The organism is Crystallibacter degradans (assembly GCF_012952295.1).
In the GTDB taxonomy this organism is placed as follows: domain Bacteria; phylum Actinomycetota; class Actinomycetes; order Actinomycetales; family Micrococcaceae; genus Crystallibacter; species Crystallibacter degradans.
In genome coordinates this window covers 330,605-356,604 of the sequence record NZ_JABBCH010000004.1, presented here as the reverse complement: position 1 = coordinate 356,604, position 26,000 = coordinate 330,605, and the positions used below count along the sequence as shown (strand labels likewise).

General features: G+C 63.5%; 21 protein-coding genes. 8 read left to right on the top strand and 13 right to left on the bottom strand.

Translation table 11 applies throughout. The annotated features are described in order from the left end of the window. The coding region (hpaD, locus tag HGO92_RS10250; RefSeq protein WP_169994391.1) for a 3,4-dihydroxyphenylacetate 2,3-dioxygenase at positions 1 to 827 on the top strand (827 nt) is incomplete at its 5' end. 151 nt (positions 828 to 978) lie between these two features. Here hpaD and HGO92_RS10245 read toward each other — a convergent pair. From HGO92_RS10245 to HGO92_RS10235, 3 genes are read right to left on the bottom strand one after another with little or no spacing between them, the layout of a single operon-like run. Further along, positions 979 to 2,523, bottom strand: a complete 1,545-nt coding sequence (locus HGO92_RS10245; protein WP_169994389.1) for an MFS transporter — start codon at positions 2,521 to 2,523, stop codon at positions 979 to 981. Between the two features lie 30 nt (positions 2,524 to 2,553). Beyond that, positions 2,554 to 3,066 carry a hypothetical protein gene (locus HGO92_RS10240; RefSeq protein WP_169994387.1) on the bottom strand — a complete coding sequence of 171 codons (513 nt, stop codon included), beginning with the start codon at positions 3,064 to 3,066 and terminating at the stop codon, positions 2,554 to 2,556. A 9-nt stretch (positions 3,067 to 3,075) separates the two neighbouring features. Beyond that, entirely contained in the window at positions 3,076 to 4,986 is a 1,911-nt protein-coding gene (locus tag HGO92_RS10235) for a primary-amine oxidase (RefSeq protein ID WP_169994385.1), read from the bottom strand. 151 nt (positions 4,987 to 5,137) lie between these two features. On the opposite strand from HGO92_RS10235, the gene HGO92_RS10230 reads away from it, so the two are divergent. The 3 genes from HGO92_RS10230 (at position 5,138) to HGO92_RS10220 (ending at position 8,498) form a co-directional block, all read left to right on the top strand. Next, positions 5,138 to 5,734 (top strand): TetR family transcriptional regulator C-terminal domain-containing protein, encoded by a 597-nt coding sequence (locus HGO92_RS10230; RefSeq protein WP_169994383.1) that lies wholly within the window; start codon positions 5,138 to 5,140, stop codon positions 5,732 to 5,734. A gap of 124 nt (positions 5,735 to 5,858) precedes the next feature. Continuing rightward, positions 5,859 to 6,830 carry an AraC-like ligand-binding domain-containing protein gene (locus HGO92_RS10225; protein WP_346768912.1) on the top strand — a complete coding sequence of 324 codons (972 nt, stop codon included), beginning with the start codon at positions 5,859 to 5,861 and terminating at the stop codon, positions 6,828 to 6,830. A 180-nt stretch (positions 6,831 to 7,010) separates the two neighbouring features. Continuing rightward, positions 7,011 to 8,498, top strand: coding sequence for an APC family permease (locus tag HGO92_RS10220; protein ID WP_169994382.1), 1,488 nt, complete (start codon positions 7,011 to 7,013; stop codon positions 8,496 to 8,498). A 1,287-nt stretch (positions 8,499 to 9,785) separates the two neighbouring features. On the opposite strand, the gene HGO92_RS10215 is transcribed toward HGO92_RS10220, so the two are convergent. Beyond that, positions 9,786 to 11,174, bottom strand: coding sequence for an MFS transporter (locus tag HGO92_RS10215; protein WP_169994380.1), 1,389 nt, complete (start codon positions 11,172 to 11,174; stop codon positions 9,786 to 9,788). Between the two features lie 370 nt (positions 11,175 to 11,544). Here HGO92_RS10215 and HGO92_RS10210 point away from each other — a divergent pair, with 370 nt between their 5' ends. Further along, complete coding sequence (locus HGO92_RS10210; RefSeq protein WP_169994378.1) at positions 11,545 to 12,309, top strand: IclR family transcriptional regulator; 765 nt, start codon at positions 11,545 to 11,547, stop codon at positions 12,307 to 12,309. Here the strand turns inward: HGO92_RS10210 and HGO92_RS10205 are convergent, their stop codons facing one another. The 4 genes from HGO92_RS10205 to HGO92_RS10190 form a co-directional block, all read right to left on the bottom strand. Then, the gene (locus HGO92_RS10205; RefSeq protein ID WP_169994376.1) at positions 12,310 to 13,629 is read right to left on the bottom strand and encodes an MFS transporter; all 1,320 of its coding nucleotides are present in this window, start codon (positions 13,627 to 13,629) and stop codon (positions 12,310 to 12,312) included. Positions 13,630 to 13,701: 72 nt separating this feature from the next. Next, a complete protein-coding gene (locus HGO92_RS10200; RefSeq protein ID WP_169994375.1) occupies positions 13,702 to 16,779 on the bottom strand; it encodes an AAA family ATPase in 3,078 nt (1,025 codons plus the stop codon). After that, positions 16,776 to 17,936: an exonuclease SbcCD subunit D gene (locus tag HGO92_RS10195; protein ID WP_169994373.1), complete on the bottom strand. Its 1,161-nt coding sequence runs from the start codon at positions 17,934 to 17,936 to the stop codon at positions 16,776 to 16,778. Before HGO92_RS10195 ends, HGO92_RS10200 begins: the two co-directional genes overlap by 4 nt. A 136-nt stretch (positions 17,937 to 18,072) precedes the next feature. After that, positions 18,073 to 19,113, bottom strand: coding sequence for an MIP/aquaporin family protein (locus tag HGO92_RS10190; RefSeq protein WP_169994371.1), 1,041 nt, complete (start codon positions 19,111 to 19,113; stop codon positions 18,073 to 18,075). 174 nt (positions 19,114 to 19,287) lie between these two features. Between HGO92_RS10190 and HGO92_RS10185 the strand changes: the two genes are divergently transcribed. Together HGO92_RS10185 and HGO92_RS10180 are read left to right on the top strand one after the other, a co-directional pair. After that, complete coding sequence (locus tag HGO92_RS10185; RefSeq protein ID WP_169994369.1) at positions 19,288 to 20,340, top strand: ADP-ribosylglycohydrolase family protein; 1,053 nt, start codon at positions 19,288 to 19,290, stop codon at positions 20,338 to 20,340. 29 nt (positions 20,341 to 20,369) lie between these two features. After that, positions 20,370 to 21,296: an SDR family NAD(P)-dependent oxidoreductase gene (locus HGO92_RS10180; RefSeq protein WP_169994367.1), complete on the top strand. Its 927-nt coding sequence runs from the start codon at positions 20,370 to 20,372 to the stop codon at positions 21,294 to 21,296. 37 nt (positions 21,297 to 21,333) lie between these two features. Here the strand turns inward: HGO92_RS10180 and HGO92_RS10175 are convergent, their stop codons facing one another. The 4 genes from HGO92_RS10175 to HGO92_RS10160 all read right to left on the bottom strand — a co-directional run bounded on the left by HGO92_RS10175 (position 21,334) and on the right by HGO92_RS10160 (position 24,481). Continuing rightward, entirely contained in the window at positions 21,334 to 22,353 is a 1,020-nt protein-coding gene (locus HGO92_RS10175; RefSeq protein ID WP_169994365.1) for an exonuclease domain-containing protein, read from the bottom strand. 120 nt (positions 22,354 to 22,473) lie between these two features. Beyond that, complete coding sequence (locus HGO92_RS10170; RefSeq protein ID WP_346768911.1) at positions 22,474 to 23,163, bottom strand: hypothetical protein; 690 nt, start codon at positions 23,161 to 23,163, stop codon at positions 22,474 to 22,476. Continuing rightward, complete coding sequence (locus tag HGO92_RS10165; RefSeq protein ID WP_169994363.1) at positions 23,160 to 24,095, bottom strand: ATP-binding cassette domain-containing protein; 936 nt, start codon at positions 24,093 to 24,095, stop codon at positions 23,160 to 23,162. Before HGO92_RS10165 ends, HGO92_RS10170 begins: the two co-directional genes overlap by 4 nt. Then, complete coding sequence (locus HGO92_RS10160) at positions 24,092 to 24,481, bottom strand: GntR family transcriptional regulator (RefSeq protein ID WP_169994361.1); 390 nt, start codon at positions 24,479 to 24,481, stop codon at positions 24,092 to 24,094. The genes HGO92_RS10165 and HGO92_RS10160 overlap by 4 nt, the downstream gene beginning before the upstream one ends. Before the next feature lie 192 nt (positions 24,482 to 24,673). Here HGO92_RS10160 and HGO92_RS10155 point away from each other — a divergent pair, with 192 nt between their 5' ends. Further along, positions 24,674 to 25,276 (top strand): HAD family hydrolase, encoded by a 603-nt coding sequence (locus tag HGO92_RS10155; protein ID WP_169994359.1) that lies wholly within the window; start codon positions 24,674 to 24,676, stop codon positions 25,274 to 25,276. 7 nt (positions 25,277 to 25,283) lie between these two features. On the opposite strand, the gene HGO92_RS10150 is transcribed toward HGO92_RS10155, so the two are convergent. Beyond that, positions 25,284 to 25,964, bottom strand: coding sequence for a DedA family protein (locus HGO92_RS10150; RefSeq protein WP_169994357.1), 681 nt, complete (start codon positions 25,962 to 25,964; stop codon positions 25,284 to 25,286). Positions 25,965 to 26,000 lie beyond the last annotated feature (36 nt).

Genomic DNA, 26,000 nt, shown 5'->3' with positions numbered 1-26,000 from the left:
CCCCGGCCGAAGTGGACGCCGCCGAGGCGTACTACAAGGAACTCGGGTGCCGCACCGAGCGCCGCAAGGACGGCTTCTCCAAGGGCATCGGCGACTCCGTCCGCGTGGAGGACCCGCTGGGCTTCCCCTACGAGTTCTTCTACGACGTGGAGCACGTCGAGCGCCTCACGCAGCGCTACGACCTCTACAGCGCCGGCGAACTGGTCCGTCTGGACCACTTCAACCAGGTCACCCCGGACGTCCCGCGCGGGCGCAAGTACCTGGAGGACCTGGGCTTCCGCGTCTCCGAAGACATCAAGGATTCCAACGGCGTCACCTACGCGGCCTGGATGCACCGCAAGCAGACCGTCCACGACACGGCCCTCACCGGCGGCGACGGTCCGCGCATGCACCATGTTGCCTTCGCCACGCACGAGAAGCACAACATCATCCAGATCTGCGACAAGATGGGCGCCCTGCGCATCTCGGACCGGATCGAACGCGGCCCCGGCCGCCACGGCGTCTCCAACGCGTTCTACCTGTACATCCTGGATCCGGACGGCCACCGCATCGAGATCTACACCCAGGACTACTACACCGGAGACCCGGACAACCCCACCGTCACCTGGGATGTCCACGACAACCAGCGCCGCGACTGGTGGGGCAACGCGGTAGTCCCGTCCTGGTATACCGAGGCCTCCCTGGTCCTGGACCTGGACGGCAACCCCCAGCAGGTCATCCAGCGCACCGACGCTTCCGAAATGGCCGTGACCATCGGGGCCGACGGCTTCTCCTACACCCGCGAACCGGGCGAAGAGCGCGGCTTCAAGGTCGGCGCCCAGCTGTAACAAAGCTGTAGCAAAGCTGTAGCAAAGCTCGACGGCGGGGTGCGGCACACAGCCGCACCCCGCCGTCGCGCGTTAAATTGCGTTAGTTGCTTGTGCATTCCGGCGGGCGTTCAAGACACGGTGCGGTGGTTCTTCTCTACGGTGCCAGCGTCTAGGCGGTGCCGGCTACTTCGATCAGCCGGCGCCGGTGGTCCTTGACCGCTACGGCCAGTGCTATCAGGACCACGCAGGCGATGGCGCCGAAGCCCGCGGTGATGGCCGTCTCCCAATCCGTTTGGGCCAGGGTGGCGAAGGCGATGGCCGTCATCATCGCGATCCCCACGGAAGTTCCGATCCGCTGTCCGGTCTGCTGCACTCCGCCGGCGCTGCCCGCGTAATCCAGGGGAACGTCGGCAAGCGTCAACGTCTGGTTAGGGCTGATCACCAGCCCCTGGGCCGTGCCCACGAAGGACAGGGTAAACAGCAGCCACCAAAAGTTCAGACCGAACGCCGTCTGCCAGTGGATGACCAGCACGCTCGATCCTAGCCCGAAGAGGGCGCACAGGATTCCCCAGATCACTACCCGCCGCCCGTACTCCATCACCTTTCCGCCGGACCAGTGGGACCCCACTGCCGCCATGATGGCTGCGGGCAGACTGATGAGACCGGCCTCCAACGCGGTACGTCCCAGCCCGTTCTGGACGTAGAGCGCAACGAGAACCCAGACACTCGTCATGCCGAGCATGTAGAGCCCGGAAATGATGGTGCCATTGGTGAAGCCTGCCCCGCGGAACAAGTGCAGATCCACCATCGGACTGCGGCCGCGCAGTTTGTAGCGGTGCTCCCACCACACCCACAGGCCCAGGACCGCCAGACCGGCGGGCAGCATCGCCCAGGTCCACGCCGAGCCGCGAGACTCGACGAAGGGCAGCAGCACAATGAGGACGGCCAGGCCCAGCAGGAACGCCCCGACAGGGTCCAGGTCCCGCGGTTGATGGCCGGCCGGCCGTGTTTTGGTAAACGGCAACCATGACCGGCCCAGCGGGGTGGACTCCGGGACGGCTACCTCCACGGGTGCGGCGCGTGCCGGAGATGAGCCGTTCAGCATGGGCTTCGGGAACCACAGGAAGGCCAGAACCAGGGCCAGGATGCCCACGGGAACGTTGACCAGGAACGTCCAGCGCCAACCGTGCTCCACGCCGAAAATCTGGACCAGCAAGCCTCCCAACAAGGGCCCGATGGCAACCGAGACACCAATGACCGTGCCCATCAGGCCGAAAGCCCGGGCCCGCTCGCCGTCCCGGAAGTACTGCTGGATCATTCCGATCGCCTGCGGGTTGAGCAGGCCGGAGCCTATGCCCTGGATGAACCGGGCAATGTTCAGGGTGAAAGCATCGGGGGCCAGGCCTGCGGCGATCGACGAGAGGGTAAAGATCACCAATCCGGCTATGAAAATTGGGCCCCTGCCGAAGATATCGCCGGCGCGCCCGGCCGCCACCAGCACGATGCCGAAGGTCAGCGCGTATCCGGAGAGCACCCACTGGATATCGGATTGGCTGGCACCCAGCCCCGCCTGGATGGAGGGCAGCACGACATTGACAATGCTGACGCCCACCAGCGCCATGAAGACGGTGACCAGCAGGACCCCGAGAATGCGCCAACGGCCAGGATCCGGAACATAGTCCGGATCCTGGGACGGATTCAGCGGTGCGGTCACCCTCCATTCATACGCCCGCACCTGTCGGGGTCAAAACTTCGGCTGATATGTCGGCGAGGCGCCGCACCGGTCTACCATTGGAGCTTCGGCCCGGCTATAGTTGAGCGTTTCCCTTCGGCGCCGGAGCCAAGTTGCCGCCAGCATCCCGGTTACGATTTCCCAGCTGATCAGCACCAGCATTCCGCCCGTTCCGGCGCCCGCTGCCGTAGCGGCCGGCTCCAAAGCTGCTACTCCGGCGTGATGGCTGTGGCCTACCCCGCCGTTCGGCACCAGCAGGAGCACGGCGTGGAACGCCGCCATTGCCAACGCTGCGAGCATCAGCATCTTCGCCGGCTCCACCCCGGCTGTACGCCACAGGACGAGGGCGCACGGCAGGCAGGCAACAGCCATCGCCAGCATCACCCCGGCCTGCCACCAACTGTCCCGGTGCGCCCATGCCATCCAAAAATGGGCCGCGATCGCGACGAAGGCGGCGAGGGAGCAAAGACGGGCGTGCCATCTGGCCCCAGCCACAGCCTTCGGCTGCATCAGCCCCAGCATCATGGCCCGCTGCTACCGGTGGCAGTGTCCGCCGGCGGGCTTGCTCGGCGGCACGTCGAGGACGGGGCTGCGGTCGAAGAAACCGTCGGGGCGGAGCTTGAAGCCCGCCGTATCGACCGGCATGATCGGCCAGTCCTCAACCCGGGGGTAGTGCGTCAGGCCGAAAGTATGCCACACGACGATGTCCTCGCCGTCGATATTCCGGTCCTGGGCAATGTATGCCGGCAAGCCTGCCCCGCCCGCATGCTGGTTGACGAAGTCTCCGGTCGGGTACCGCTCGGCCTCGTCGTGACGCGTGACCCAAAGGTCTTTCGTAGCGAAAGCCGCGCGCCTGGCTACCGACGAACCTGCATCAGCCAGCAAGGTCGGCTGTCCCTCCGGGTACAGCTTGTAGGCCACCGGCTCGCCGAGCCGGTTCAGCGATTCCGGGTTGGAAATGTGCCAGGTGCGCCCTGCCGCCATGTTCGTGTCCCTGGCTGCCTCCGACTCCCTGGCCAGCAGCGTACGACGCCGGGTGAAGGCATTGCCGCGTTCGTTGCCTTCGCCGGTGGGCACCCTTACCGCTTCTTCTTCCTCCACCCGATTGGTAAAACCGTCCAGAGCCATGTCCAGCCTGGCGCTGAAGAGATGCTGGTGGTACGGCGCTCCGAGTCCTGGCGCTATCTCGGACGCGTACTCGTACCCCTTGCCTGGGTACGCACTGGTGAACACGATACCGGTGGCCTTGGCCTCGAACTCGATGGTTCCGTCCAGGTACAGGTACCAGTAGAAGCCGTAGTCGTAGTTGCCGATGGTGGTGAAGAAGGAGACGACCATGCGGCGGTTGCGGCGGGTGTAGTTGATACCCGTCCACAGGTCGGAGTGCTTGGCGAGAATGCCTGAGTCCTCTTCATGCATGCAGATGCCGTTGCGGATTTCGCGTGGATTGCCGAAGCCGTCGGCAATGACCGGCGAGAGGTAGGTGATGTCGCCCAGGCAGTCGCAGCCCAGTTCCAACGAGTTGGCGTACTGGCCCACCTGGTATTCCCCTGTATCGAAATAGTTCTGCCAGGAGCGCACCGGTGACGGATCGCCGTAGGGAACAACCATCTCTGCGATGGAAGCACGCTTGATGATGGAGCGGCGGCGTTCGCCGTCCTGGAACGCGATGTTGTGCAGCACCACGCCTTCGCGGGCATCGAAACCGACATCGAAGCTCCATTTTTCCCAATCGATGTGGTTGCCGCCGGTCACGGTGAAGCTCGGCCCCTCCGGCTGGGTAATCTCGATCGGCTTCTGGGTGGTGCGCAGTTCTCCGGTCAGGTCCGGGTCCGTGTAGTTGCCGTGCTCGGCGGGGACCGGCACCGCGCCGAAATCCAGCACCTGGTCCACACTCTTATCGACTACGTCGACGTAGGCCACCAGACCATCGATCGGGTGGGCCCAGGCACTGTCCTCCGGGAACTCCTGGTAGAAGGCCAGACCACGAAGGATCCGGCGGCCCTTCTCCTCCGGGTACTCGAACACCCCCGCGGATAGCGGAGCCACCCGTACCTTGTCGACGTCGAGCCCCCGCTCCGCGAGTGCTTTCAGCCAGCGTGCGTCCTGGGCAAGAATCTGCTCAACAACTTCGAATTCTTCCTCCAGCACGGGCAGTTCACCGGTGAGCGAAGTATCCAGCTCTGCCACGGAGAGCACCCTGTTCTCAGTGACCGAGACAGTGACATCCCGGGGCGCGGCACCCGAGACATCATGGAGAAAGGCGCGGAAGCGCCGGTCCTCTGCGCTCTGGGGCCGGCGTGGAGGATCAGCCAGTCCGAGGTAGGCGAATCTCGTCGCGTCGCCTACCAGACCGTCGTCGGCAAGGATTTCGCGGACCCGGATGATTTCATCGGCCGTAGCCAAAGCATAGGCAGTGTTGGTGACTCCCGCTGTGGTGGTCATGGCTACCCTTTCAAATCGGAATTTCCTGGCCGTACCGATGCCCTTGATGAGGGCCTCGGTTACGAACTTGTTTTTCTATGTCTGTAGAGAATAACGGCCAGTAAGATGCATCACAAGGGGTGAGACCCAAAATTTTCCGAGGGAGCAAGAAGTGCCGAAGATCGTCGACCACGACCAACGCAGGTTGGAACTGGTGAGCGCCACCTGGCGAATCATCGCCCGCCTTGGCATGGATGCCGCCACCATGCGCGAGATCGCAGCCGAAGCAGGCTTTGCCAATGGTGCACTCAAGCCCTACTTCCCCACGAAAGACGATTTGCTCGGGTTTGCGTTCGAGCACGTCTTCAATCAGACCAACCGGCGCATGGCCGCTGCCACCACGGGCAAGACCGGCTTGGCCGCGCTTCGCGCGTACTGTAAGGAAATTCTTCCGCTGGACGAAGACCGGCTCAACGAGGCCCGCATCGTGATTCCATTTTGGCAAAAAGCGCTGACAGACCAGTCCAAGGCGGAGCTTCACGATTCCTCAATGGAACAGTGGCGGACAAGTCTGGTCGAGCAATTGCAGCAGGCGCGCTCCGAAGGCGAGGTTTCAACCGCAGTCAGCGATGAGGCAATCGCCGGGCACGTCATGAATATGGTGTTGGGCGCCCAGATTACTGCGGTGCTGGATCCGGACCACTACTCCCCGGCCCAACTGGCGGCCCAACTGGATGGCTACCTGGAGCTGCTGGCAACTCGTCCGTGACCGTCCGTTTTTTCGCCCGCTGTCGAAAAAACATGGCGGCGACCGATAAAAACCGCTAGATTGGACGGAGTGTGCTTAACCGCACACCCCGCAGTAAAGGGCGGGCAGGAGTAAGGGGGACGTCGTGCCAGCAGCCACAGTCCGCGGTAGGCGCGGAAAGCAATCCGGTGACGTGCAGACGGCCGTCGCCGATAACTTCAGTCAGTGGCACCACCTTGTCTCCGAATCCTTCGTGCCCCTGGAAGTCCGCTCGGACAAACGCCAAGATTTCAGTGGCGTGCTACGTTCGCGGGTGCTGGACGAACTTTCCATCGTGGAGGTGACCGCAAAAGGCCATCAGGTACTGCGCACTCCGGCTCTGATCGAACGGTCCGACCGGCTGTTCTTCAAATTGAACCTGCAGCTTTCCGGCCACGGCATCCTCATCCAAGACAACCGGGAAGCCGCGCTGCGTCCGGGCGACATTGCGGTGTACGACACCCACCGGCCTTACACCCTGGCGTTTGAGGAGGCCTTCCGGACACTGGTGGTCATGTTTCCCCATGACGTCCTGGACCTCTCCCCCGACGAGGTGGGTCAGCTGACCGCTGTGCGGATGGCCGGAGACCAAGGTCTGGGCCGCATGATCAGTCCATTCATGATGCACCTGGCGGAAAACTTGGAAGTGCTCACCGGGCCGAGCGGCCATCGGCTGGCGCACAACGCCGTCGACCTGATCGCCACTATGTTCGACAACGAACTCAGCACCAGACGAAGCACCGAGGAAGGACACCATAGCGAGCTGCTGGTCCGGATCCGGCAGTACATCGAAGCCAACCTCGGCGATCCGGGCCTCGCTCCGGCGAACATCGCGGCTGCCCATTACATTTCCACCCGCCAATTGCACAACATCTTCCACAATGCCGAGGCCACTGTCGCCACCTGGATCAGGGCGCGCAGACTGGAACACTGCCGACGGGATCTGCGCGATCCTATTCTTGCTGAGCGGCCCGTCGGAACCATTGCCAACCGGTGGGGCTTTGTCGATGCGGCGCACTTCAGCCGCATCTTCCGCAGTGCCTACGGACAAACGCCCAGCGCCTACCGTCTGGGCTGAACAACGGGCATCCGGCCACCACGGCCCCAGCATCAGCTAGAGCCCGCCTATCCCACCGCATTCAGTACCGCATCGCAAGCTGTGCACGCTTAGTCAACACCGGTGCCCGCGACGACAACCCCTCACCGAGTGATTGATGCCACAATCGAGACATCTTTTATTCTCCCGTTGGAGGTTTTAATGGCACAGCAACGAGCACTGCAAGCTCCACCCAGCACAGAGATTCAAGGCTTAAGCCGCCGGACTCTGGGCGTCCCTGCCCTTGTTTTCATGATCATTGCCGCGTCGGCGCCGCTGACTGTTATCGCCGGCGGCACACCCAGCAACTTCGCCGTTACCGGTGTGGTGGGAATTCCGGCGTCCTTTCTGGTCCTTGGAGTCTGCCTGGCAGTCTTTGCGGTGGGCTACTCGGCAATGAGCGCCCATATCCGCAATGCCGGGGCCTTCTACGCATACATTTCCCAGGGGTTGGGACGGGCGGCCGGAGTCGGCGCGGCGTGGGTGGCGCTGGTCGCTTACAACGCCATGCAGATCGGCATTTACGGCCTCTTCGGCTTCGCGTCCGCCTCGTTCATCGGCAGCAAGATCGGCGCCGAAGTTCCATGGTGGCTGACCGCCGCCGTCGGATTTTTGATAGTCGGGTGGCTCGGCATCAACAAGGTGGATCTGTCGGTCAAAGTGATCGCCGTTCTGGTGGGCTTGGAATTCCTCGCTGTCATTGTGTTCGACATTGTCGCTTTGGCCGTGCAGCCGGAGGGTATCTCGGCAGCGGGCCTGGCCCCGTCGAACCTGTTCACTGCAGGAGTGGGGGCGGCGCTGGCGTTCAGCATTGCCGGATTCATGGGCTTCGAGTCCGCCGCCATCTACAGTGAGGAGGCCAAGGATCCCAAACGTTCGATCGGGCGGGCTACGTTCATCGCCATTGCCGTTATTTCACTCTTCTACGCATTCTCGGCCTGGGCAACAACCATCGCGACAGGGCCAAGCCAGGTTGTCGCCCAGTCTCAGGAATTCGGCCCCGACCTGCTCTTCGTCTTTCTGAGTGCGCATGCGGGTACTGTCGCTGCAGACATCACGCAGGTCCTGTTCATCACGAGTCTTCTGGCCGCGCTCATTGCCTTTCACAACGCCGTAGCGCGCTATGTCTTCTCGCTGGGACGGGAAGGAGTCATTCCGAGGCGGCTGGGTTACGTCAGTCCGCGAAGCCACGCTCCTGTTGCTGGCTCGCTCGTCCAATCCATGCTTGCCCTGGTGATGCTGTTCATTTTCGCCGTCGCTGGCATCGGGTCCGAGCTCGGCCCGCTGTATCCTGTCCTGACCTTCTTTACATGGCTGACGAACACTGGAGCATTCGGTCTTGTCCTGCTGCTCGTCCTGATTTCGCTGGCCGTCATCGGATACTTCCGCAGGCACGGTGAAGGATATTCAGCCTGGACGCGTATCGTGGCTCCGGCACTCGCGGCCGCGCTCCTGGGCGCCGTATTCATCATGATCGTCGTCAACTTCGACGTACTCATAGGCACCGAGGGAACGTCGCCGCTTTCATGGATCCTGCCCGCGGTCGCGCTGGTTCCCGGCGTACTCGGAGTGCTTTGGGGGCTGTATCTGAAAAGTGCCAGACCTCTGGTCTACAGCGGCATTGGCAGCGGCGGAAACGGGGATGACTAGGCCGGCACCCGCCAGCCAGAGCACAAGACAATCATGTCGCTAAACAGAAGAACCGGGGCTGCAGAGGTTGGGGGGCTGTGCAGCGCCGGTTTTTCCGTCTCAGGCCTCTCGTTCAAAGACCCGGGATCAGACGAAGCGGGCTTCTTCCCAAGCCCGGCTTCCTCCCCTAGCCTATGCATTGGCAGATAAAACCGCGATGGGGAGAACTACCCATCGCGTCAGCTTGACCTCTGGCATGAATGCTGGCAGGACGGAGACAGCGCCAGATCCAGCACGCAAGCAAGGAGCCTCCATGCCGGCCCACGAACCATCCGGGCAGCCACGGCGCCAGACGACTGTGCTGGGTCATCGCTACGATGAACGTGCTTTCCCCCTCCCACGCACATTGGCCGGTCCGGCGTCCGCTGCTCAAGGAATGTTTATCACGGCTGGAAGCCGACGTATATGCCCTGCAGGAAATCGATGCCACCGGAACCCCTGACGCAGCCGGCAAATCATTGGCCCCGGGTACTACATCGTGCGGCACAACAGAAGGGCCCTGACGGCACGGCTGCTGTGGTTGCTTCCCGATGGCCCATGGGCGTGTTTCATGAGCTGGACTCGGATGTTTCGCCACGCACCTCTGCTGACAGCTGGTACTCGGCTGTGATTGCCGAAGTCCACGCTCCAGCGCCCGGGCATTTTCCTCATGGTCCATCACGAGCCCGTTTGGCAGGTCGGCGACGAACATGAACGTGAACTACAGGCAGTGGTGGACGCACGCGAGGTGGAAAGGCTGCTGGAGAGCACACATCGCCATGTAATACTCGCCGGAGACTTCGACGCCGCAGCGGACTCTGCCAGCATCAGGCTTTGGACCGGTATGCAGTCCTTGGAAGGGCCAGCGTCGCCTACCAGGACTCCTGGACCGTAAGACATCCGCACCAAGCTGGCCACACATTCAGCCCGCACTATATTCCGGTCCGCCAAGGAGATATGCCGTTAGATCCGGCCGACGGATCGTTACATCATCAACCGGTTCGGCCTCCATGGTCCGTCCCTGGCCGTACCCCATTGCAGGCGGATAGCGGAGCCAGACGCCGCAAGGCAGCCAAGTGACCACTACGCCCTGTCCACGGACTACCAACTTCCCGTGCGGCCCGTTGGCACTCCCCCGGTATAGCAGCAGGACGCAGGTCTCGCACTGACACCGTCAGGGATGCAACATCCGCGGTGCAAGACTAAAGGCGGGCCGACTGCTGCGTGGAGATTTGCAACAGCCCGCCCGCCTTCATAATCCGAGGACTTCTAATTCTGGCGAGCCTCAGGATGCTTCTGCACGTACTCCCGGTGCGCTTCTTCGACGCGTAGATTAGCACCCTTGGTTTCCTTGACCACGGACACCGCCACTAGCGAGATCACACACAGCACCGCGATGTAGATTCCGATGGAAATGGTGGTGCCGGTCCAACCGAGCAGCAGTTCAGCGATCATCGGAGCGAAAGCGCCACCCAGAATCGCGCCGATGGCGTAGCCGATCGAGACACCGGAGTAGCGAACGTTCGCAGGGAACATCTCCGCGTACAGTGCCGATTGGGGGCCGTAGGAGAGGCCGAGCCCGATGGTCAGCACAAAGGCGGCCACAGTGAACCAGATGATGCTTGCGGTGTCGATCAGCAGGAACATCGGTACAGCCCACAGCAGCACCCAAACGTAGCCGATCTGGAAGGTGCGGATCCGTCCGATCTTATCGGAAAGGATGCCGCCATACATGGTGAAGGCCAGCCAGCCGAACGCAGCCAGGGTGCTCGCCAGCAGCACGGCTGAGCGGTCCATGCCCAGCCCACCATCTGCGATTTCTTTGGTCGCGTAGGAGGCAAAGAAAGCGATCAGCAGGTAGCCGGCAGCGTTGTTGGCAATGAAGATCAACGCGGTCAGGATGACTTCTTTCCAGTTGTACTTGAACAACTGGCCCAGAGGGGCAGCAGATTCCTTCTTGCGCTCCTGCATCTCTTTGAAGACCGGGCTCTCGTCGACCGTCCGGCGGATGAGATAGCCGACAACAATCAGCACCACGGAGAACAGGAACGGGATACGCCAGCCCCACGTCAGGAAGGCCTCTTCCGTCATGAACGTGGTCAAGATCCACATGACACCGGTGGCCAGGATCATGCCGCAGGGAACACCGATCTGAGGGAAGGCGCCAAAGAAACCGCGCTTATTGCGTGGCGCATGCTCCACGGACATCAGGGCGGCACCGCCCCATTCGCCGCCCGCAGAGAAGCCCTGCAGGATCCGGAGGAAGACCAGGAGGATCGGAGCCCAGATACCGATCTCTGCATAGGTCGGCAGGACACCGATGAGGGTGGTAGCCAGACCCATCAGCAGCAAGGTAAAGACGAGCATCAGCTTGCGCCCCAGCCGGTCACCCAAATGGCCGGCAACGATGGCACCGAGCGGCCGGAAGAGGAAGCTGATGCCCAGTGAGGCCCAAGCCACAATCTGGGCCAGGCCCTCACTCTCCTGCGACAGCGGCGCGAAGTACAGGCCTGCCAGCACCATGCCAGCCGCCTGGGCGTAGATAAAGAAGTCGTACCACTCGATGGTGGTGCCGACCAGCGTTCCGGCAAGAACCTTCCGCTCCTCGTGCCGCGTGGCGGGAGGAAGGTTGCCAGCCAGTTCTTCTGACGTTGACATGAGAATCTCCGATTGTCCGAACGAGAACATTACTTACAGAACGGTCGGTAATGTGACTCTGGCAATATTACACGACGGTGACCTAGAGCACAGGCCGACGCCTAACGATTCGGCAACGGCGTTTTCCCCAAGCTCTGCGGATGAACGATGGCGGGCAGCACCCGCGAGACGACCGTCGGAACTTGCGGATCCTTTGCGGGAAGGAATGGGATACCTTCGGGCGCCAGTTGCTACCGCCCTCCGAGATTGATCGAATCGCTGCTTGGAGTTCTATATTTAAACATCGCGTCCTGATATAGAACAATAAGAACGTGAGTACAGACACGTTCACTGTGTTCTGGTTCTGCCCGACAGAAAAGAAGATGGTCTGATGAATGAGCCCCGTATTGCAGCACCTGCGGATTCCGCTGTTCCCTCGGCGCTGGCGGAAAGATCCGCAAAAACGCCCGCCCACTCGCAGACTTTGTCCCGCGGGATTCGAGCTCTTGAGATACTGGCCGAGGCGCGGTCCCCGATGACGATCGCTGAGCTCTCGGAGGCTCTCGGCGTCCACCGTTCGATCGCCTACCGGATTCTGCGTACGCTGGAGGACCATTCGCTGGTGCTGCGTGATTCCGCCGGGCGGGTCCAGGCCGGACCGGGTCTGGCCGCGCTGGCCCGCGGGGTCTCCCGTGATCTTCAATCGGCGGCGCTTCCGGAGCTGACGGCCCTGGCCAATGGGCTGGCCATGACGGCGTTCCTCGCCGTATGGGACCAGCGAGACTGCGTAACGCTTATCACGGTGGAACCGCGCCATGCTTCAGCCACCTTGGCCCAGCGGCCGGGCACGCGGCACTCCTTCAGCGCAGGCGGTCCAGGTATCGCCATCCAGTCCGCCCTTACGGAAGAGCAATGGGAGCAGCTGGCCTCGGGACAGCCGTACCGTGTCGAAGCCAAGAAAGCCCGCGAAGTCGGTTACAGCGTCAGCCACGAGGAGGTTATACCGGGAACCTCATCGGTGGCGGCGCCCATCCGCATTCCGGGACACTTGCCGGCTGCGGTCGCCGTCGTTTATGTCCGAACGGACAAGCCGGAGGCTGAGTTGGGGGCAGAATTGATCCGGGCAGCTGCCGCAATAGAGGACGAACTCCTCTGATTAGCTCCGGTTGCGGACCAGCATGGCACCGAGAATGCTTACAGCCAGCATGGCCACGGATGCTCCGACGGCGACCAGGAACGCGCCTTGGTAGCCGGAGGTTTCGGCAATTGCCCCGGCGACTCCAGAGCCCAGGGCCGAGCCGAGTACTACTCCGCTTGCCAGCAGGGTCATGACGGTGCCCAGCCGCTCGTCCGGAGCGACCTTGCCTCCGATGGTGAAGATGGTGACCATGGTGGGTCCGACGGGCAGACCCACGAGCAGCAGGACTACCAGCATCGGCACTACTTCAGTGGGCAGGAGTAACAGCAGGCTCAGGACGGCCATCGCTGCGGCACTGGCTATCCAGCGCGAGGCATGGGAAAACGTCTCCGGCCAATAGGCCACGGACAACGCCGTCACCGCCGAGCTCAGTCCGAGCACGGCGTAGAGCAATCCTGCCGTGTCCGCCGCTCCAAAGCTGCCGCCGAACGCGTTCAATGCATTCTGGGAGGCCCCGAAGAACGTCCCCATGGCGATCATCCCGGCCACTGGAATAATGACAACACCCCAGTTCACCGGAGTCTTCGCCGCCGCGGCCGCCGCCTGCGGGTGCTGTTCTACCAACTGCGGAGTCACCGGTTGGACACTGCGGTACGTAGGGTGGACGGCGAAAGCCGAAACCATGACGATGGTCAGTGTCGCCGCCAGCGCAAACGGCAGCCAGGGTGCTACCAAGGCAGCCAGCAGTCCGACCAGTGCCGGACCCAGGACGAAGGTCAGCTCGTCGGCGGTACTTTCGTATGACAGGGCGGTATCGAGCTCCTGTTTGTTGTTCCTCGTCATCGCCATCCACCGCACGCGCGCCAACGGACCCACCTGCGGGCAGGTGGCTCCCAGAAGCAGTGCCGCTGCGAGGCCGAACGTGATTTGCGGTCCGGCGAAATCTACCGTGAGGTAGGCGGCAGCAAGGATAAGGCCGATGCTCAGCGTATGGGCGACGGCCGAAATCAACAGGACCGGTCGTTGGCCTGCCCGGTCGGCGAAGTAACCGATGGCGGGGGCCCCGATGGCGGAACCGATGCCGACCGCACCGGCGGCGAAGCCACCGACAGCGTAGGAACCGCTGACTGCGGTGAACAGCGTCAGCGCTCCTACCGTGAGCATGGCCAGAGGAAGCCGTGCGAGGAAGGCTACCGGCAGGAAGCTCGGTCCTGCCAAGGCAGGCAGCCGGGCATAACGGCCGAAAATGCTGCCTGATGAGGTTGCTTCAGGCACGTCGCCCGTGGCCTCAGCCGCCGGGGCGTTGGGGGTTGGAGTGGAGTCGGCACTTCGTGTCATGTCATTTTCCGATAGGGAGAACCGCGCATCGTCCCGCCTCCCGATGCGCACAACCCGGATAACGAAGTAATCCTACACTGGCTGCAGGATGGGTGATTCCGCCGTCATCATCCGCACAGTGGAGCCGTCGCGGCCTTTGCTGATGTGCAACTGCGCTCCGATGCGCTGCTTCATTTCGGCCACATGGCTGACAAGTCCTACTACCCTGCCGCCGTCGCGCAAGCCTTCGAGGGCGTCCATCACCTGTTCAAGGGCCTGTTCGTCCAGGCTGCCGAATCCTTCGTCCACAAAGAGGGTTTCGATGTCGACTCCGCCTGTCTCGGCCTGGACCACATCCGCCAGCCCTAAGGCCAGAGCCAGCGAGGCCATGAAGGACTCCCCGCCGGAGAGCGTCGAGGTGTCGCGGCGTTGTCCGGTCCATTCGTCGCTGACATGGAGCCCAAGGCCTGACTTCTTATTCCCCGACTTCGAATCGTCATGGACGAGGCGGTAACGTCCGTCCGTCATGGCATTCAGGCGTTCCGAGGCCGCTGCGGCGATCTGCTCGAGCCTGGCAGCGAGGACGTAGGTGGTCAGCGTCATTTTCCGTTCATTTTCGCCCAAGCCACGAACCGTGTCGGCAACGGACTGCACCAGCTCGAAGCGTGCCCGGACCGGCTCCAGCGATGCTGCTTCTGTCTCCAGCCGCCGGCAATAGCCGAGCAGCTGTTCCGCGGAATCCTGCAGCACCCCGTGCCGCACTGCCACGGTCTGCAGTTCCTTTTCCAAAGCCAGCGCCTTGTGGCGAAGATCCTCCAACTCCGCTTCGTCCGGCAGCGGTTCCCCATCCTTTTGGGCTTGGCGTGCACGCGCCACCCGGTCCGAAGCCTGCAGCAGTTCGATCCGTTGGCCGAGGGAGGCATACGTACGGTCCTGCAGCTGGGCTTGTTCCAGCTCACGTGCCGAGAGGAGAGCAGCCAGGACATCGGCTTCCGAGCCGAACTCCGAACCGGCTATGGCGTCCTCAAGCTCACTACCGCACCGTTCCAGAGTTGCCAGCGCGTAGCTGTACTCCCCCAGCGACTGACGGCACTGCTTGAGCAGTCCGTCCAATGCGCTCAACCCTTCCGCCAGCTGCTGCAGCGTGCCGCCCGACGGCAGAACCGATGCGATCTTCTGCTCCAGTTCGTCGGTCTGCCGGGCCGCCGCCTCGGCATCTGACCGGGCACCGGCCGCAGCGACCGCCAGTTCCGATCCCTGGCTCAGCAGTTCCGCGAGCTCGTTCCGGCTCTTTTCGATCAGGCCGCGCAGACGCTCACGGTTTCGCTCGGCCTCCTGTGCCTGGCCAAGGAGCTCCTCCAGCTCCTGTACAGCGGCAGCAGCGACGTCCGGGTCAGTTTCCCCGCCTTGGGCCGCCAGAGCCGCCAGCTTATTCTCAAGGGCAGCGCAGCCTTCCTGCTTCTTCACGTATGCGGTCTCGGCCCGGGCATGCTCCTGACGGGCTGCCGTTTCATCCTCCCGGCTGACCATGGTGTTGCTGTCCGCCGTTGCCAGCAGGGGATGTTCGTCAGATCCGCAAACCGGACACGGCTCACCTTGTTCGAGTGTGCGGGCAAGCTCAGCCGCTGATTGCTCCAGCCGCCGCTCCAGAAGGTCCAGCCAGTCCTGTTTCAGCTGCAGTTGCAGCGCACGGGCGTCATCGCGCGCCCTCCTGGCTGAGTCGACCCGGGAGCGGCATACGCTGTAGGCGGCCACCGTTTCCGCGACCGCTTCTGCGTCTTTCAACCGCTGCCCGAGCCGTTCGACGTCCGAGCCCGTACCTTCGGCAGCGGCCAGATCGACAGCGAGCTGTTCGCCGGCGACGCGGGTAGCGTCTGCCTCGGCACTGATCTTTTCGTAGCGGCGGTCTAGCTGATCCGCAGTTTGCAGCAGCCTGTCCGCCTGGACCCTTGCCTCCTTCAAACGGGCTTCCTCGGGCACGAGGGCACGAATCCTGCCCAGTTCCCGGCCGATGGCGCCGCCAGCAAGTTCGATCAGCTCCTGGGCCCGGGCAATGCCTGTAGCCGGCAGTTCCAGCGGTCCGGATGCAAAATCCGGCGCATAAACGCCGCATAGCCGATGCCGCATTGCACGTTCGAAGGTTGTCTGTGCCGCCTGAAGGCTTACCTCGGTCCTCGACGAGGCCTGGTCCCGGTGCCGGATGCTGGATTGCAGCAGTTCAGCGGCGCGGTGGTCCTTGAGGACCCGGGCGCGTCGGCTGGATTCGTCCGCCCCTGCCGCCTGCTCCGCTTCCAGCCTCTGCAGGAGCAGCAAGTCCGTGTGGTCCGCCAGGCGCATTTCCTGACGCGCAATTCTGCTCCTGAGTTCTTCGAGTGCCGTGCGGCCGCTTCCGACGACGTCCCCTGCCTCCTGCGCCAGCCGCTCGACGGACGAGTGCAGATGCTGCAGCTTCTCGGTGGCCGGAACGCTATCCTCCGGCAGTTGCTCCGGCGCCAGATGACGGTTCGCTTCTTCCTCCGCTCGACGCAGCAGATGTCCCAGCTCCGATTCGGCGGCTGAAAAAGCGGTTCGTGCCGCTGCGGCGTCGGCAGCCAGGGATTCTTCGATCAGCTCATAGCGGTCCGTGTCGAACAGACGCTGCAGCAGCGGACGCCGTTCTTTGGCGTCCGCTCTCAGGAAGGCCGCGAATTCGCCCTGCGGCAGCATCACCACCTTGGTGAACTGGTCAAGGCTCATGCCCAGCACGTCGCCAAGTTCGACGGCGGCCTCGTCATTCCTGGCCGATTTCTCGACCCAGCTGCCGTCCACGAGTTCGCGCAGATGGGTACGCGCCTGCTCGGTAACACTGCCCTTGGTGGACCTGGTGGACGGCCGGTCCCATTGCGGCGAGCGCGTGACTTCAAAGCGGCGGCCCCTGGCGCTGAATTCGCACACTACTTCCGGGGCCAACGCCGGGTCCGCGTGGTCGCTGCGCAACCGTTTGCCGGCCTGCCGGGCACCGGGTACGGATCCGTACAGCGCGAAACATACCGCGTCCAAAATGCTGGTCTTTCCCGCGCCGGTTTTGCCGTTGAGCAGAAACAAGCCGTGGGCACTGAGGTCGTCAAAGTCCACGCTCTGGCGTTGCGCGAACGGGCCGAAGGCCTGGATCTCCAGCCGGTGCAGTCTCACGCGGACACCTCCGCGGTCTGGACCTTGGCCAGGGTTTCCATCAGCAAGCCACGTTCCGCATCCCCTGCTGAACGGGACCGCACATGGTCAAGAAAACCGCAGCAGACCTCCAGGTCATCCTGTGCTTTGGCGATACGTTCGCTGTAGGTCAGGCGGTCCGTCCGTGGGCCTCCTTCCGGTTCGAAAGCGAGGACAAGCGTATGGGCGAAACGGGCACGGAGCCGTTCCATCGCTTTCAGCGGCCGCTCGGCATCAGTGACGGTGATCTGGCAGTACGAGTCTTCTGCAGCGGCGTGCCTGTCCGATTCCAGCAGGTCCGCCATGGTGCCGCGCAGCACGGCGAGCCGGCGCCCGGTATCCCAGCTGACGTTCTCCGCGCCCACAAGGCCCTCCCGGTCAAATTCAAGCAGGATCCCGCCCTTGTGGTGCCCGGCTTCCGAAAACGAATACGGCAAGGGCGAACCGGAATAGCGCACCGAACGGCTCAACTCCTGGCGCCCATGCAGGTGCCCCAGCGCCACATAGTCGAGGCCGTCGAAGAGGTCCACCGGGATTGCCCCTACTCCGCCGATGCTCAGGTCCCGCTCGCTGTCCGAGGTCAATCCGCCGCTGGCGAAAGTGTGTGCCATGACCAGCGAGCGGACCGGCCCGTGTGCCCTGCGGCTCTCCAGATCATGGTGGACACGTTCCAACGCGGCACGCATCACGGCAGTGTGCGTGGGCGCGGCTGCCTCCAGTTCTTCCGCCGTCAGCCGCGGCTCCAAGTACGGAATGCCGTAAACGGCCAGGGTGGCGCCGGCCAGCTCAAGTTCCACGGGGGTGGCCAGCTCGGCAATCCGGGTCCTGAGGTGGACCCCGCCGTGGGCCAGAATGGCGCTGCCGAAGCCCAGGCGCGAGGCTGAGTCATGGTTGCCGCTGGTCAGGATGATCCGGGCGCCGGCCGACCGGATCCTGGACAGCGCGTCCGAAAACATCGTGACGACGTCCACCCCCGGCAGGGCACGGTCATACACATCACCGGCAATGAGCACGACATCCACGCTGCGTTCCCGCACCGTGTCCACCAGCTGGTCAATAAAGTGCTGTTGCGCTCCGAGCATGCCGACGCCGTGGAAAGACCGGCCCAGGTGCCAGTCCGATGTGTGCAAAAGCTTCATGGCTTCAAAGCTACCTGCCGGCTCTGACAGTTTTTCGCAGACCTGCCGTTATCCACAGGTGTCCTTTTACACAGCTGTGTCCCGCCCCTGCGGCAGGGACGGGACACGCCTTCTCAAAGCAGGCGGCGGTAACGCCTTACTCGGCGGAGTCCTTCCGGCCGGCGTCCTTGGGAGCCGGCTTCTGGTCAAAGAAGTCGCGGGCCTCGGCGGCACCGAGATCGTCCCGGGCAGGTTTACCGTCGGTAGTGTTCTGGTTATCGTCGATAGTATCGACCACCGCATTGCCCCCGGCGACTCCTTCGCCGGGCGTGGTGCCAGTGGGTGTACCGGTGACGGAACCGGCAGCGGAGGTATCGGCAGCCGCCGAAGCCGGCCGTCCGGCGTCGTCCGCATTTTTGGTCTTGCCGGCAGGCACGGTTTCAGCACTGCGGTACAGCAGCCCGGCAATCACGGCACCAAGCACCGGAGCCACCCAGAAAAGCCACAGCTCGCCCAGGGCGGCCGGCTCGGCAAAGTAGACCGCGGCCGTGGAGCGGGCCGGGTTCATGCCTGCGTTGGAGATCGGCAGCAGGGCGGCCGTCAGGACGGCGAAGGCCAGACCCACGGCGTAGGGTGCGCTGCGCAGCCGGTCGCGCGAAGAGGTGGCACCGAGGTAAATGGCCACGAGCATCGCGGTGCCGATGGTTTCCGCGAGGAAGACGCCGGCCATCGTGAAGCCGAGGTCTTCGCCGGAGGCATACCCATTGGCAACGGAGGAGAATACCTGGGCGGCCTGGGATCCCACCGGATGGCTGCGCATGATGACCCACAGCACGACGGCGGCCAGCGATGTACCGACCAGCTGGGCGATGATGTACGGCAGGACGTTCTTCCAACCGGTCCTGCCCGCGAGCGCACTGCCCAGCGTGATCGCCGGGTTGAATTGTCCGCCGGAGATGTGGCCGAATGCCAGCATGCCGGCGATCACGGCCAGGCCGAAACCGAACGGCACGGCGAATCCGCCCTGCGGGTTGAACATGCCGATGCCCAAGGCACCGAAGAACAACAGAAAGGCACCCGCAATCTCGGCGGCGATCCGCGCCGACATCCCATAGCCCTCCCCTAGCCGTGGAGGCAGTTCCCTCGCAGCCAGCGGTGCGGGACGTGGCTGGGGGTTCTCAGCCTGCTCTGTTGACATCTGGTTATTACCTCCTTGGGCCGGTGCTGTACCGGCGTCCGATCACAAAACGACTACAGCGTTTCACCTGCGGCTGGGAATAAGCTGAACGTTTGCTGAACGCGCTGGGCGACGGTTGGCTGGGAACCGCTCCGGCACGTCCAACGGGAGTTGAGGCGCAGATAAGCTGAAGGGGTGACTACTGACTTCGCTTCCCGCGTCCGCGGCTGCCTGCTGGGCGGTGCCCTCGGCGACCAATTGGGCTATGCCGTTGAGTTTTCCAGCTGGAACCAGATCCAGGAACGCTTCGGCCCGGACGGACTGCGGGATTTCCCGCAACTGGACTCCCCGGGGCACATCTCCGACGACACGCAGCTGACCCTTTACACTGTGGATGCCCTGGTCGAGGCGCTGGAATGGGCCAACGACGGCACGGCTGCTGACGAGACTGCCCTCCTGTGGCTGGCCTACCTGCGCTGGTACAGCGGCCAGGAAGGCGGTTTTCCCGATTCCGCCCCGCAGCCGGCGCCGCGCTGGATCGACGCCCAGCCGGTTCTTAAGCAGCGTCGCACCCCGGGCAAGGCATGTTTGTCGGGGCTGGCCACCGGCGAGATGGGGACACTGGCCCGGCCGGTGAATCCGCAGTCCAAGGGCTGCGGATCCGTGATGCGGTCGGCTCCGTTCGGGCTGCTGCCGTTCGTCACGCCGGAGACCGTGTACACCTTCGCGGTCAACGGCTCGGCCCTGACCCATGGCCACCCGGCAGCACACTACAGCGCCGCGGCCTTCGCATCCCTCATCCGGCTGCTGGTTCACGAGAACGCCGACCTCGCCGGCGCTGCGTCTGCCGTACTCTCCCGCGCCGAGCAGGAAACATCCGTCCCCGAGCTCGCCGCCAGGCTCCGCGCGGCTATCGGCGTGGCGGAGCAAGGCGTCATTGCGCCGGCAGAACTGACCGCAGCGCTGGGTGAAGGCTGGGTCGCCGAGGAGGCACTCGCCGTCGCTCTTTATGCGGTCCTGGTTACCGCCAGGAGTACGACGCCGGAAGAGCACTTCCGCAGCGCCCTCGCCATAGCCATTAATCACGACGGCGACAGCGACTCCACCGGGAGCATCGCGGGGAATATCCTCGGGGCGTTCTACGGGGAGGCGGCGCTGCCCCCATCCTGGGTTGACGCGGCAGAAGCGCCGGAAGCGGTCCTCGGCATGGCGGCCCGCTTCCTGGCCCAGACGCAGGCCCCGGCTTAAGCAGCCGGAGCGGCCGATACGCTGGTTTCATGACTCAGGACTGGATCCCCAACGCATTGCCGCCCCTGCACGGAAAAACGGTGGTCGTCACCGGCGGAAACGCCGGTCTGGGCTATTTCACCTCCGAGCAACTGGCCGAAGCGGGCGCCAAGGTCATCATCGCCGCGCGGAATCCGCAGAAAGCCAAAGCTGCCATAACCGCGATCAAGGCTCGCTTTCCGGAAGCAGATGTGACCTACCAGCATCTGGACCTGGCGAGCCTGGCCTCGGTGCGGCACGCGGCCGCGCAACTCTCGGAACTGGAGCACATCGACAGTCTTGTGGCCAATGCCGGCGTTATCGGCTCCCCGCTGCGGCAGAACACTGTTGATGGCTTCGAGCTCCAGTTCGGCACGAACCATCTGGGCCATTTCGCGCTGGTCGCCGAACTGATTCCCGCGCTGGCCGCCCATGGCAGCCGCATAGTTCACGTGGGCAGCGTTAGCCACCGCTGGGTGAGGCCGGACTTCACCACGGCGGCGCACCCTCGCAAATACTCGAGCTACCGCTCCTATGCCCTGTCCAAGCTGGCGGTGATGAGTTTCGGTTTCGAACTGGCGCACCGGCTCGAATTGATGGGCTCCCCGGCCACCTCGGTTGTGGCCCATCCCGGCTATTCCCGCAGCATGTTCACCCCGCGGCGGCCCGGCGTGGCCACTTATCGGCCAGCCTCGGCGCTGCAGCAACGGTTCAGCCGACCCTTCGCCCAGGGCAAGGACGCGGGCGGCTGGCCGCTGGTGCGTGCCGCCGTGGACGACGAGGTCCGCAACGGGGACTACTGGGGGCCCGACGAGCCGTTCCAGCTCCGGGGACGGCCCGCACTGGTGCGGCCGCAGTCCCATGCCCTGGAACGGAACGCCGCGTCAAGGCTGATCGATCTGTCCCAGGAACTGACCGGGTTCCGCCTGGACCTTTAATACGTAATTCAGGCTACGCGGTTTCGGCTACGCAGCTTCAGGCGCTGGTGGACGGCCATTCGCCGCCGAGCATCTGCAGGAACTCCCCCTCGGAGAGGACCTCCACCTGTTGGCCGCGGCTGTGCAGCGTCAGGACCTTCTGGGCCTTGGTGGTGATCCGGCCCCGCTTGAGGTCCGCCGCGACGAAGCCGTCCCCCACTACCAGGACACTGGTCTTGCGCGTCACGGTGCTGGCCGGCTGGGCGCCGAGCGCAGCTGCCCGGATCTTGGCCTGCTGGCGTTCAATCCCCAGATTGCCGGTGAACACGATGGTTTGCCCGAACAGCGGATGCGTCTCGTCCGCTTCCGGATTGGCCGGCGGATTGGCGCCTTCCTGCGGCCAGTAGGTCCAGGCGGTGCTCGGCGCCGCTCCCCCGGCTGTGCCGGCCAGTTCCTGGCGGGTGCGGGCGTTGACTGTGGGTTTGGAGAGTCCGTCGCGGCCCGGGACGTATTCCTGCAGCCGCGACGCCGGCAGCTGCATGGAGACCAGAAGTTCGGCAATGCTGGCCGCCGAGTTCCGGGCGGCAATGTCGACCATAATGCCGGCGCAGGCCCGGGCATCGGCAACCGCATCGTGGTGGTTCAGCAGCGGAACGCCGGCGGCTTCGGCGACGAACGGCAAAGAATAGGACACCAGCGAGTAGCTTCGCCGCGAAAGGATGACGGTGCACGCGTAGTCATAGGCAGGACCGGAGAGCTCCGAGACTTCCAGCGCTGAACGGATCACGCCCATATCGAACGCGGCATTGTGCGCCACCAGGACATCCGCACCGATAAAGCCGGCCATCTCGGGAAAGATCTCCCCGAACCGCGGGCTGCCGGCGACCATATCAGCGGTGATGCCATGGATCTGGACGTTGCGCGGATCGAAATGGTCGAAGCCCTCCGGCGGACGCATCAGCCAGGAGGCTTCTTCCACCACCTGCCCGTCACGGACCTTGGTCAGACCCACAGAGCATGGAGAGCCCCTGAACCCGTTTGCTGTCTCAAAGTCTATGGCCGTGAACTCGATTCCCACGCCCTCAAGAGTACCGGCCCGCCAGGGCAGTTCCTGCCATAAACACGACGCGGCTGCCAGCACCAAGGCCGGCAGCCGCCGTCGTTATTTTGGGTGTCCGCTGGAGCGTGGCTCAGCTCCCTACGGCTCGGCCCGCCGCAGTGTGAGGTAGGAACCCGCGGCGAGGGCCGCGCAGAATAGCGCAACCCAGCCGGAGACGCTCAGCGGCGTCTGCGCAACGAACCAGGCGCCGACCGCGGGCCACCAGCCCTGCCATGTGGTCAAGGCCACCAGGCCCAGCAGCACCAAGGCAATCGCGATCCAGACGATCAGCATGCCCGTAGCCCGCCAGCGTTTGTAGATGGTGGCGAACCAGAAGCCGACCATAAACAAGGCCAGCATGGCGATGAAGTAGAACAGGATCTGGACCACGGCGTGGCTGCCGGCAACCCAGCCCAGGGCGTAGAGCTGTCCGTTCTGGCCCCAGCCGTTGGTCGCCACTTCGATCAGGCCGAGAATGTAGTAAAGAACACTGATGGCCAGGGCGACGACGGCGAATAAGCCTACGGTGCCGATGTAGAAGGTCCGGCGGCTGACACTCATGGCCTGCGAGAACGGGAAGGTGAGGGTCAGCGACTGGATCCCCAGGGCCAGAAAATACCACATGACCGCCTGTGCAGCTCCGGAGTACACAGTGGGGCCGCCGTCCGGGATCAGTACCCAAATGAGATAGGTGACCAGGAAGGCGCCCGCCAAGATGACCGCCGGGATGCCCAGGAAGGTCCACTTATTGATGAGCTGCATCCGGGCGACGTTGACAATGCGGTTCACGGTGATACCTCCAGTTCGGTAGCCGCCCCGTTCATGGACAGTTCGGGGCCAGGGTCCATGGTCCGGCGGACGATGAGTTGTTGCAGGGATACCGGCGCCACTTCCAGGCCGAGCTCAGCCGCTTCGGCCCGGCCGGCTTCGCTCAGCCGGCCCTGGACAGTGACCGAAGCCAGCGAGGCCAAGGATTCCCGGTGCAGGATTTCGCGGCCGGCGGTAAAGGCAGCGACCCTGGTGCCCGTGCCGACTACGGTGAACGCCGAGCCGCGGATCGCCTCGGCGTCGTCGTCGATCATGATCTTGCCTTTGTCGATCACGATCACGTGCTCGAGCAGGTTCGCCACCTCATCGATCAGGTGGGAGGAAAGAATGATGGTGCGCTGATGCTCCGAATAATCCTCGACAAGCCGGTCGTAGAAAATCTGCCGGGCCACGGCGTCCAGTCCCAGGTACGGCTCGTCGAAGAAGGTGAGCTCCGCGCGGGACGCCAGGCCGATAATGACTCCGACGGCGGAGAGCTGGCCGCGCGAGAGCTTCTTGATCCGGCGCTTGAGCGGCAGCTGGAAGTCATCCGCCAGCCGTTGGGCAAAGGCCTTGTCCCAGTTGCTGAAGAACAGTGCGGCCGAGGCGAAGGCCTGTTCGGCATTGAAATCATCCGGGTACTTCTGCGACTCCCTGATGAAACAGATCCGGCTCAGGACCCTGTCGTTTTCGTAGGGAGGCTCGCCAAAGACCCGGATTTCGCCGGAGGTCTGGAAACCCTGTGCGGTCAGCACAGACATCAGGGTGGTCTTGCCGGCTCCGTTCCGGCCGAGCAGACCGTAGATCTTGCCGCCGTCGATCTTCAAGCTGACGTCGTCGAGGGCCGTGGTGTCTTTGTAACGCTTGGTGACATTGCGGATTTCGATAATGGTCGACTCGCCTGGGTCCGTCACTGTGCCACACTCCTTTCAGTGGTTTCTGTCTCTGTCTCACTGCGGCTGAGCATCTGCGCCAGCTGCTCCTTGCCGATGCCGAGCTTGCGGGCCTCCCGGGCCAACGGTTGGACATACTGGCGGAAGAATTCTTCCCTCCGCCTGTCCACCAGCAGAGCGCGCGCGCCGTTGGCCACGAACATGCCGATACCCCGCTTCTTGTAAAGGATTCCCTCGTCCACCAGCCGGTTGACGCCTTTGGCCGCCGTCGCCGGGTTGATTCGGTAGAAGGCCGCAAATTCGTTGGTGGAAGGAACCTGCGACTCTTCTGCCAGCGCCCCATCCACGATGTCGTTCTCGATCAGCTCGGCGATCTGCATGAAGATCGGACGTGATTCATCGATCATTTGCCCACCTGCCCTTCCGACCTCCGCCCACCTCGTCGAGGTTAGGGGGTTCATTACTCATGTAACCAACCATACAACACCTCCTGCACCGGCGGTCAAGAGACATGACTGGGGAAATGCGCAGGAGAAGCTTAATGAAGTGTTTACACTGGAGCCCTTAGAAGCCGGCGGGCGCAGCGCTACCCTTGAGACATGGCTACTCTCACCCCCGTGCCGCAGTGGTATCTGTTCGACTACGGCATGGTGATATCCACCGCCCCGGAGGAAGCGGATTGGCTGGCGCTGGAAGAGGCGGCAGGCCTGAATCTGCGGCATATGGACAGCGCCTACTGGCTTCACCGGCTGCAGTACGACGAGGGCCGGCTCTCCTCGAGAGAGTACTGGGCACGGGTTGTCGGCTCGGCAGTCTCCGAGGGCAGGGCCATGGAACTGGATTCACTGGACGCGATCCAGTGGTCACACCTGAATGTGGACACGCTCGATGTCCTGGATCTGCTCAGTTCCCGCACCGCGCAGCTCGCAGTGCTGTCCAATATGCCGCTGGCCATGGCAGACGAATTCTCCTCCGCAGCATGGACCCGGTACTTTTCGCAGTGCTTTTACAGCTCCCGGATCGGCAAGGTCAAGCCCAATCCCGGCGCCTTCCAGCACGTGCTCTCAACCTTGAACGCGGATCCGTCCGCGATCGTCTTCATCGACGACAAGGCCGAAAACATTGCGGCTGCCGCCGCGCTGGGCATGACCACCGTGCACCACATCCCGGATACCGATCTGCTGCGCGAGCTGGGGCTTTAGCTAGGAGTCAGGAAGCGGAATTCCGGCTGTTGCGGATCTTCACAATCTTGGAAATGAGCCAATAGGCACCAAAGATGACCACTGCGGCAATGACGATCTTCTGGAAGATGTCCGCGTACTGCTCCACAAAGTGCCAGTTTTCGCCGAGGTAGAACCCGGCAAGCACAAAGATAGTGTTCCAGATCAGGCTGCCGGCCGTGGTCAGGAGCAGGAACTTCCACACCGGCATTCGTTCAATACCGGCCGGAATCGAAATCAGGGACCGGAAGATCGGGATCATCCGCCCGAAGAAGACTGCCTTGTAACCGTGCCGGTTGAACCAGGCTTCTACCTTCTCGACATCCTCGACGTCGACCAGCGGCAGTTTGTCCGCAATGGCGTACATCCGCCGGCGGCCCAGCCAGGCGCCAAGCCCGTAGAGCAGCCAGGCCCCGAGCACAGAGCCCAGTGTGGTCCACAGCAGCGCCTCGATCAGCGTGAAGTTACCCCGGCTGGCGGTGAAACCGGCCAGCGGCAGGATGACCTCGCTGGGAAGCGGCGGGAAGAGGTTTTCCAACGCGATGGCCAGACCCGCACCGGGAGCCCCGATCGTCTCCATCATGTTCACGGCCCACTGGGCCACGCCCGTGAGGTTCGCGGCGGAGTCGGTGGACTGGGCGAAAACAGCGGCGGGGAAATGGATGCTCATGATGCCTTCAAGTGTGCCTTACGCTTCTCCGCTTCG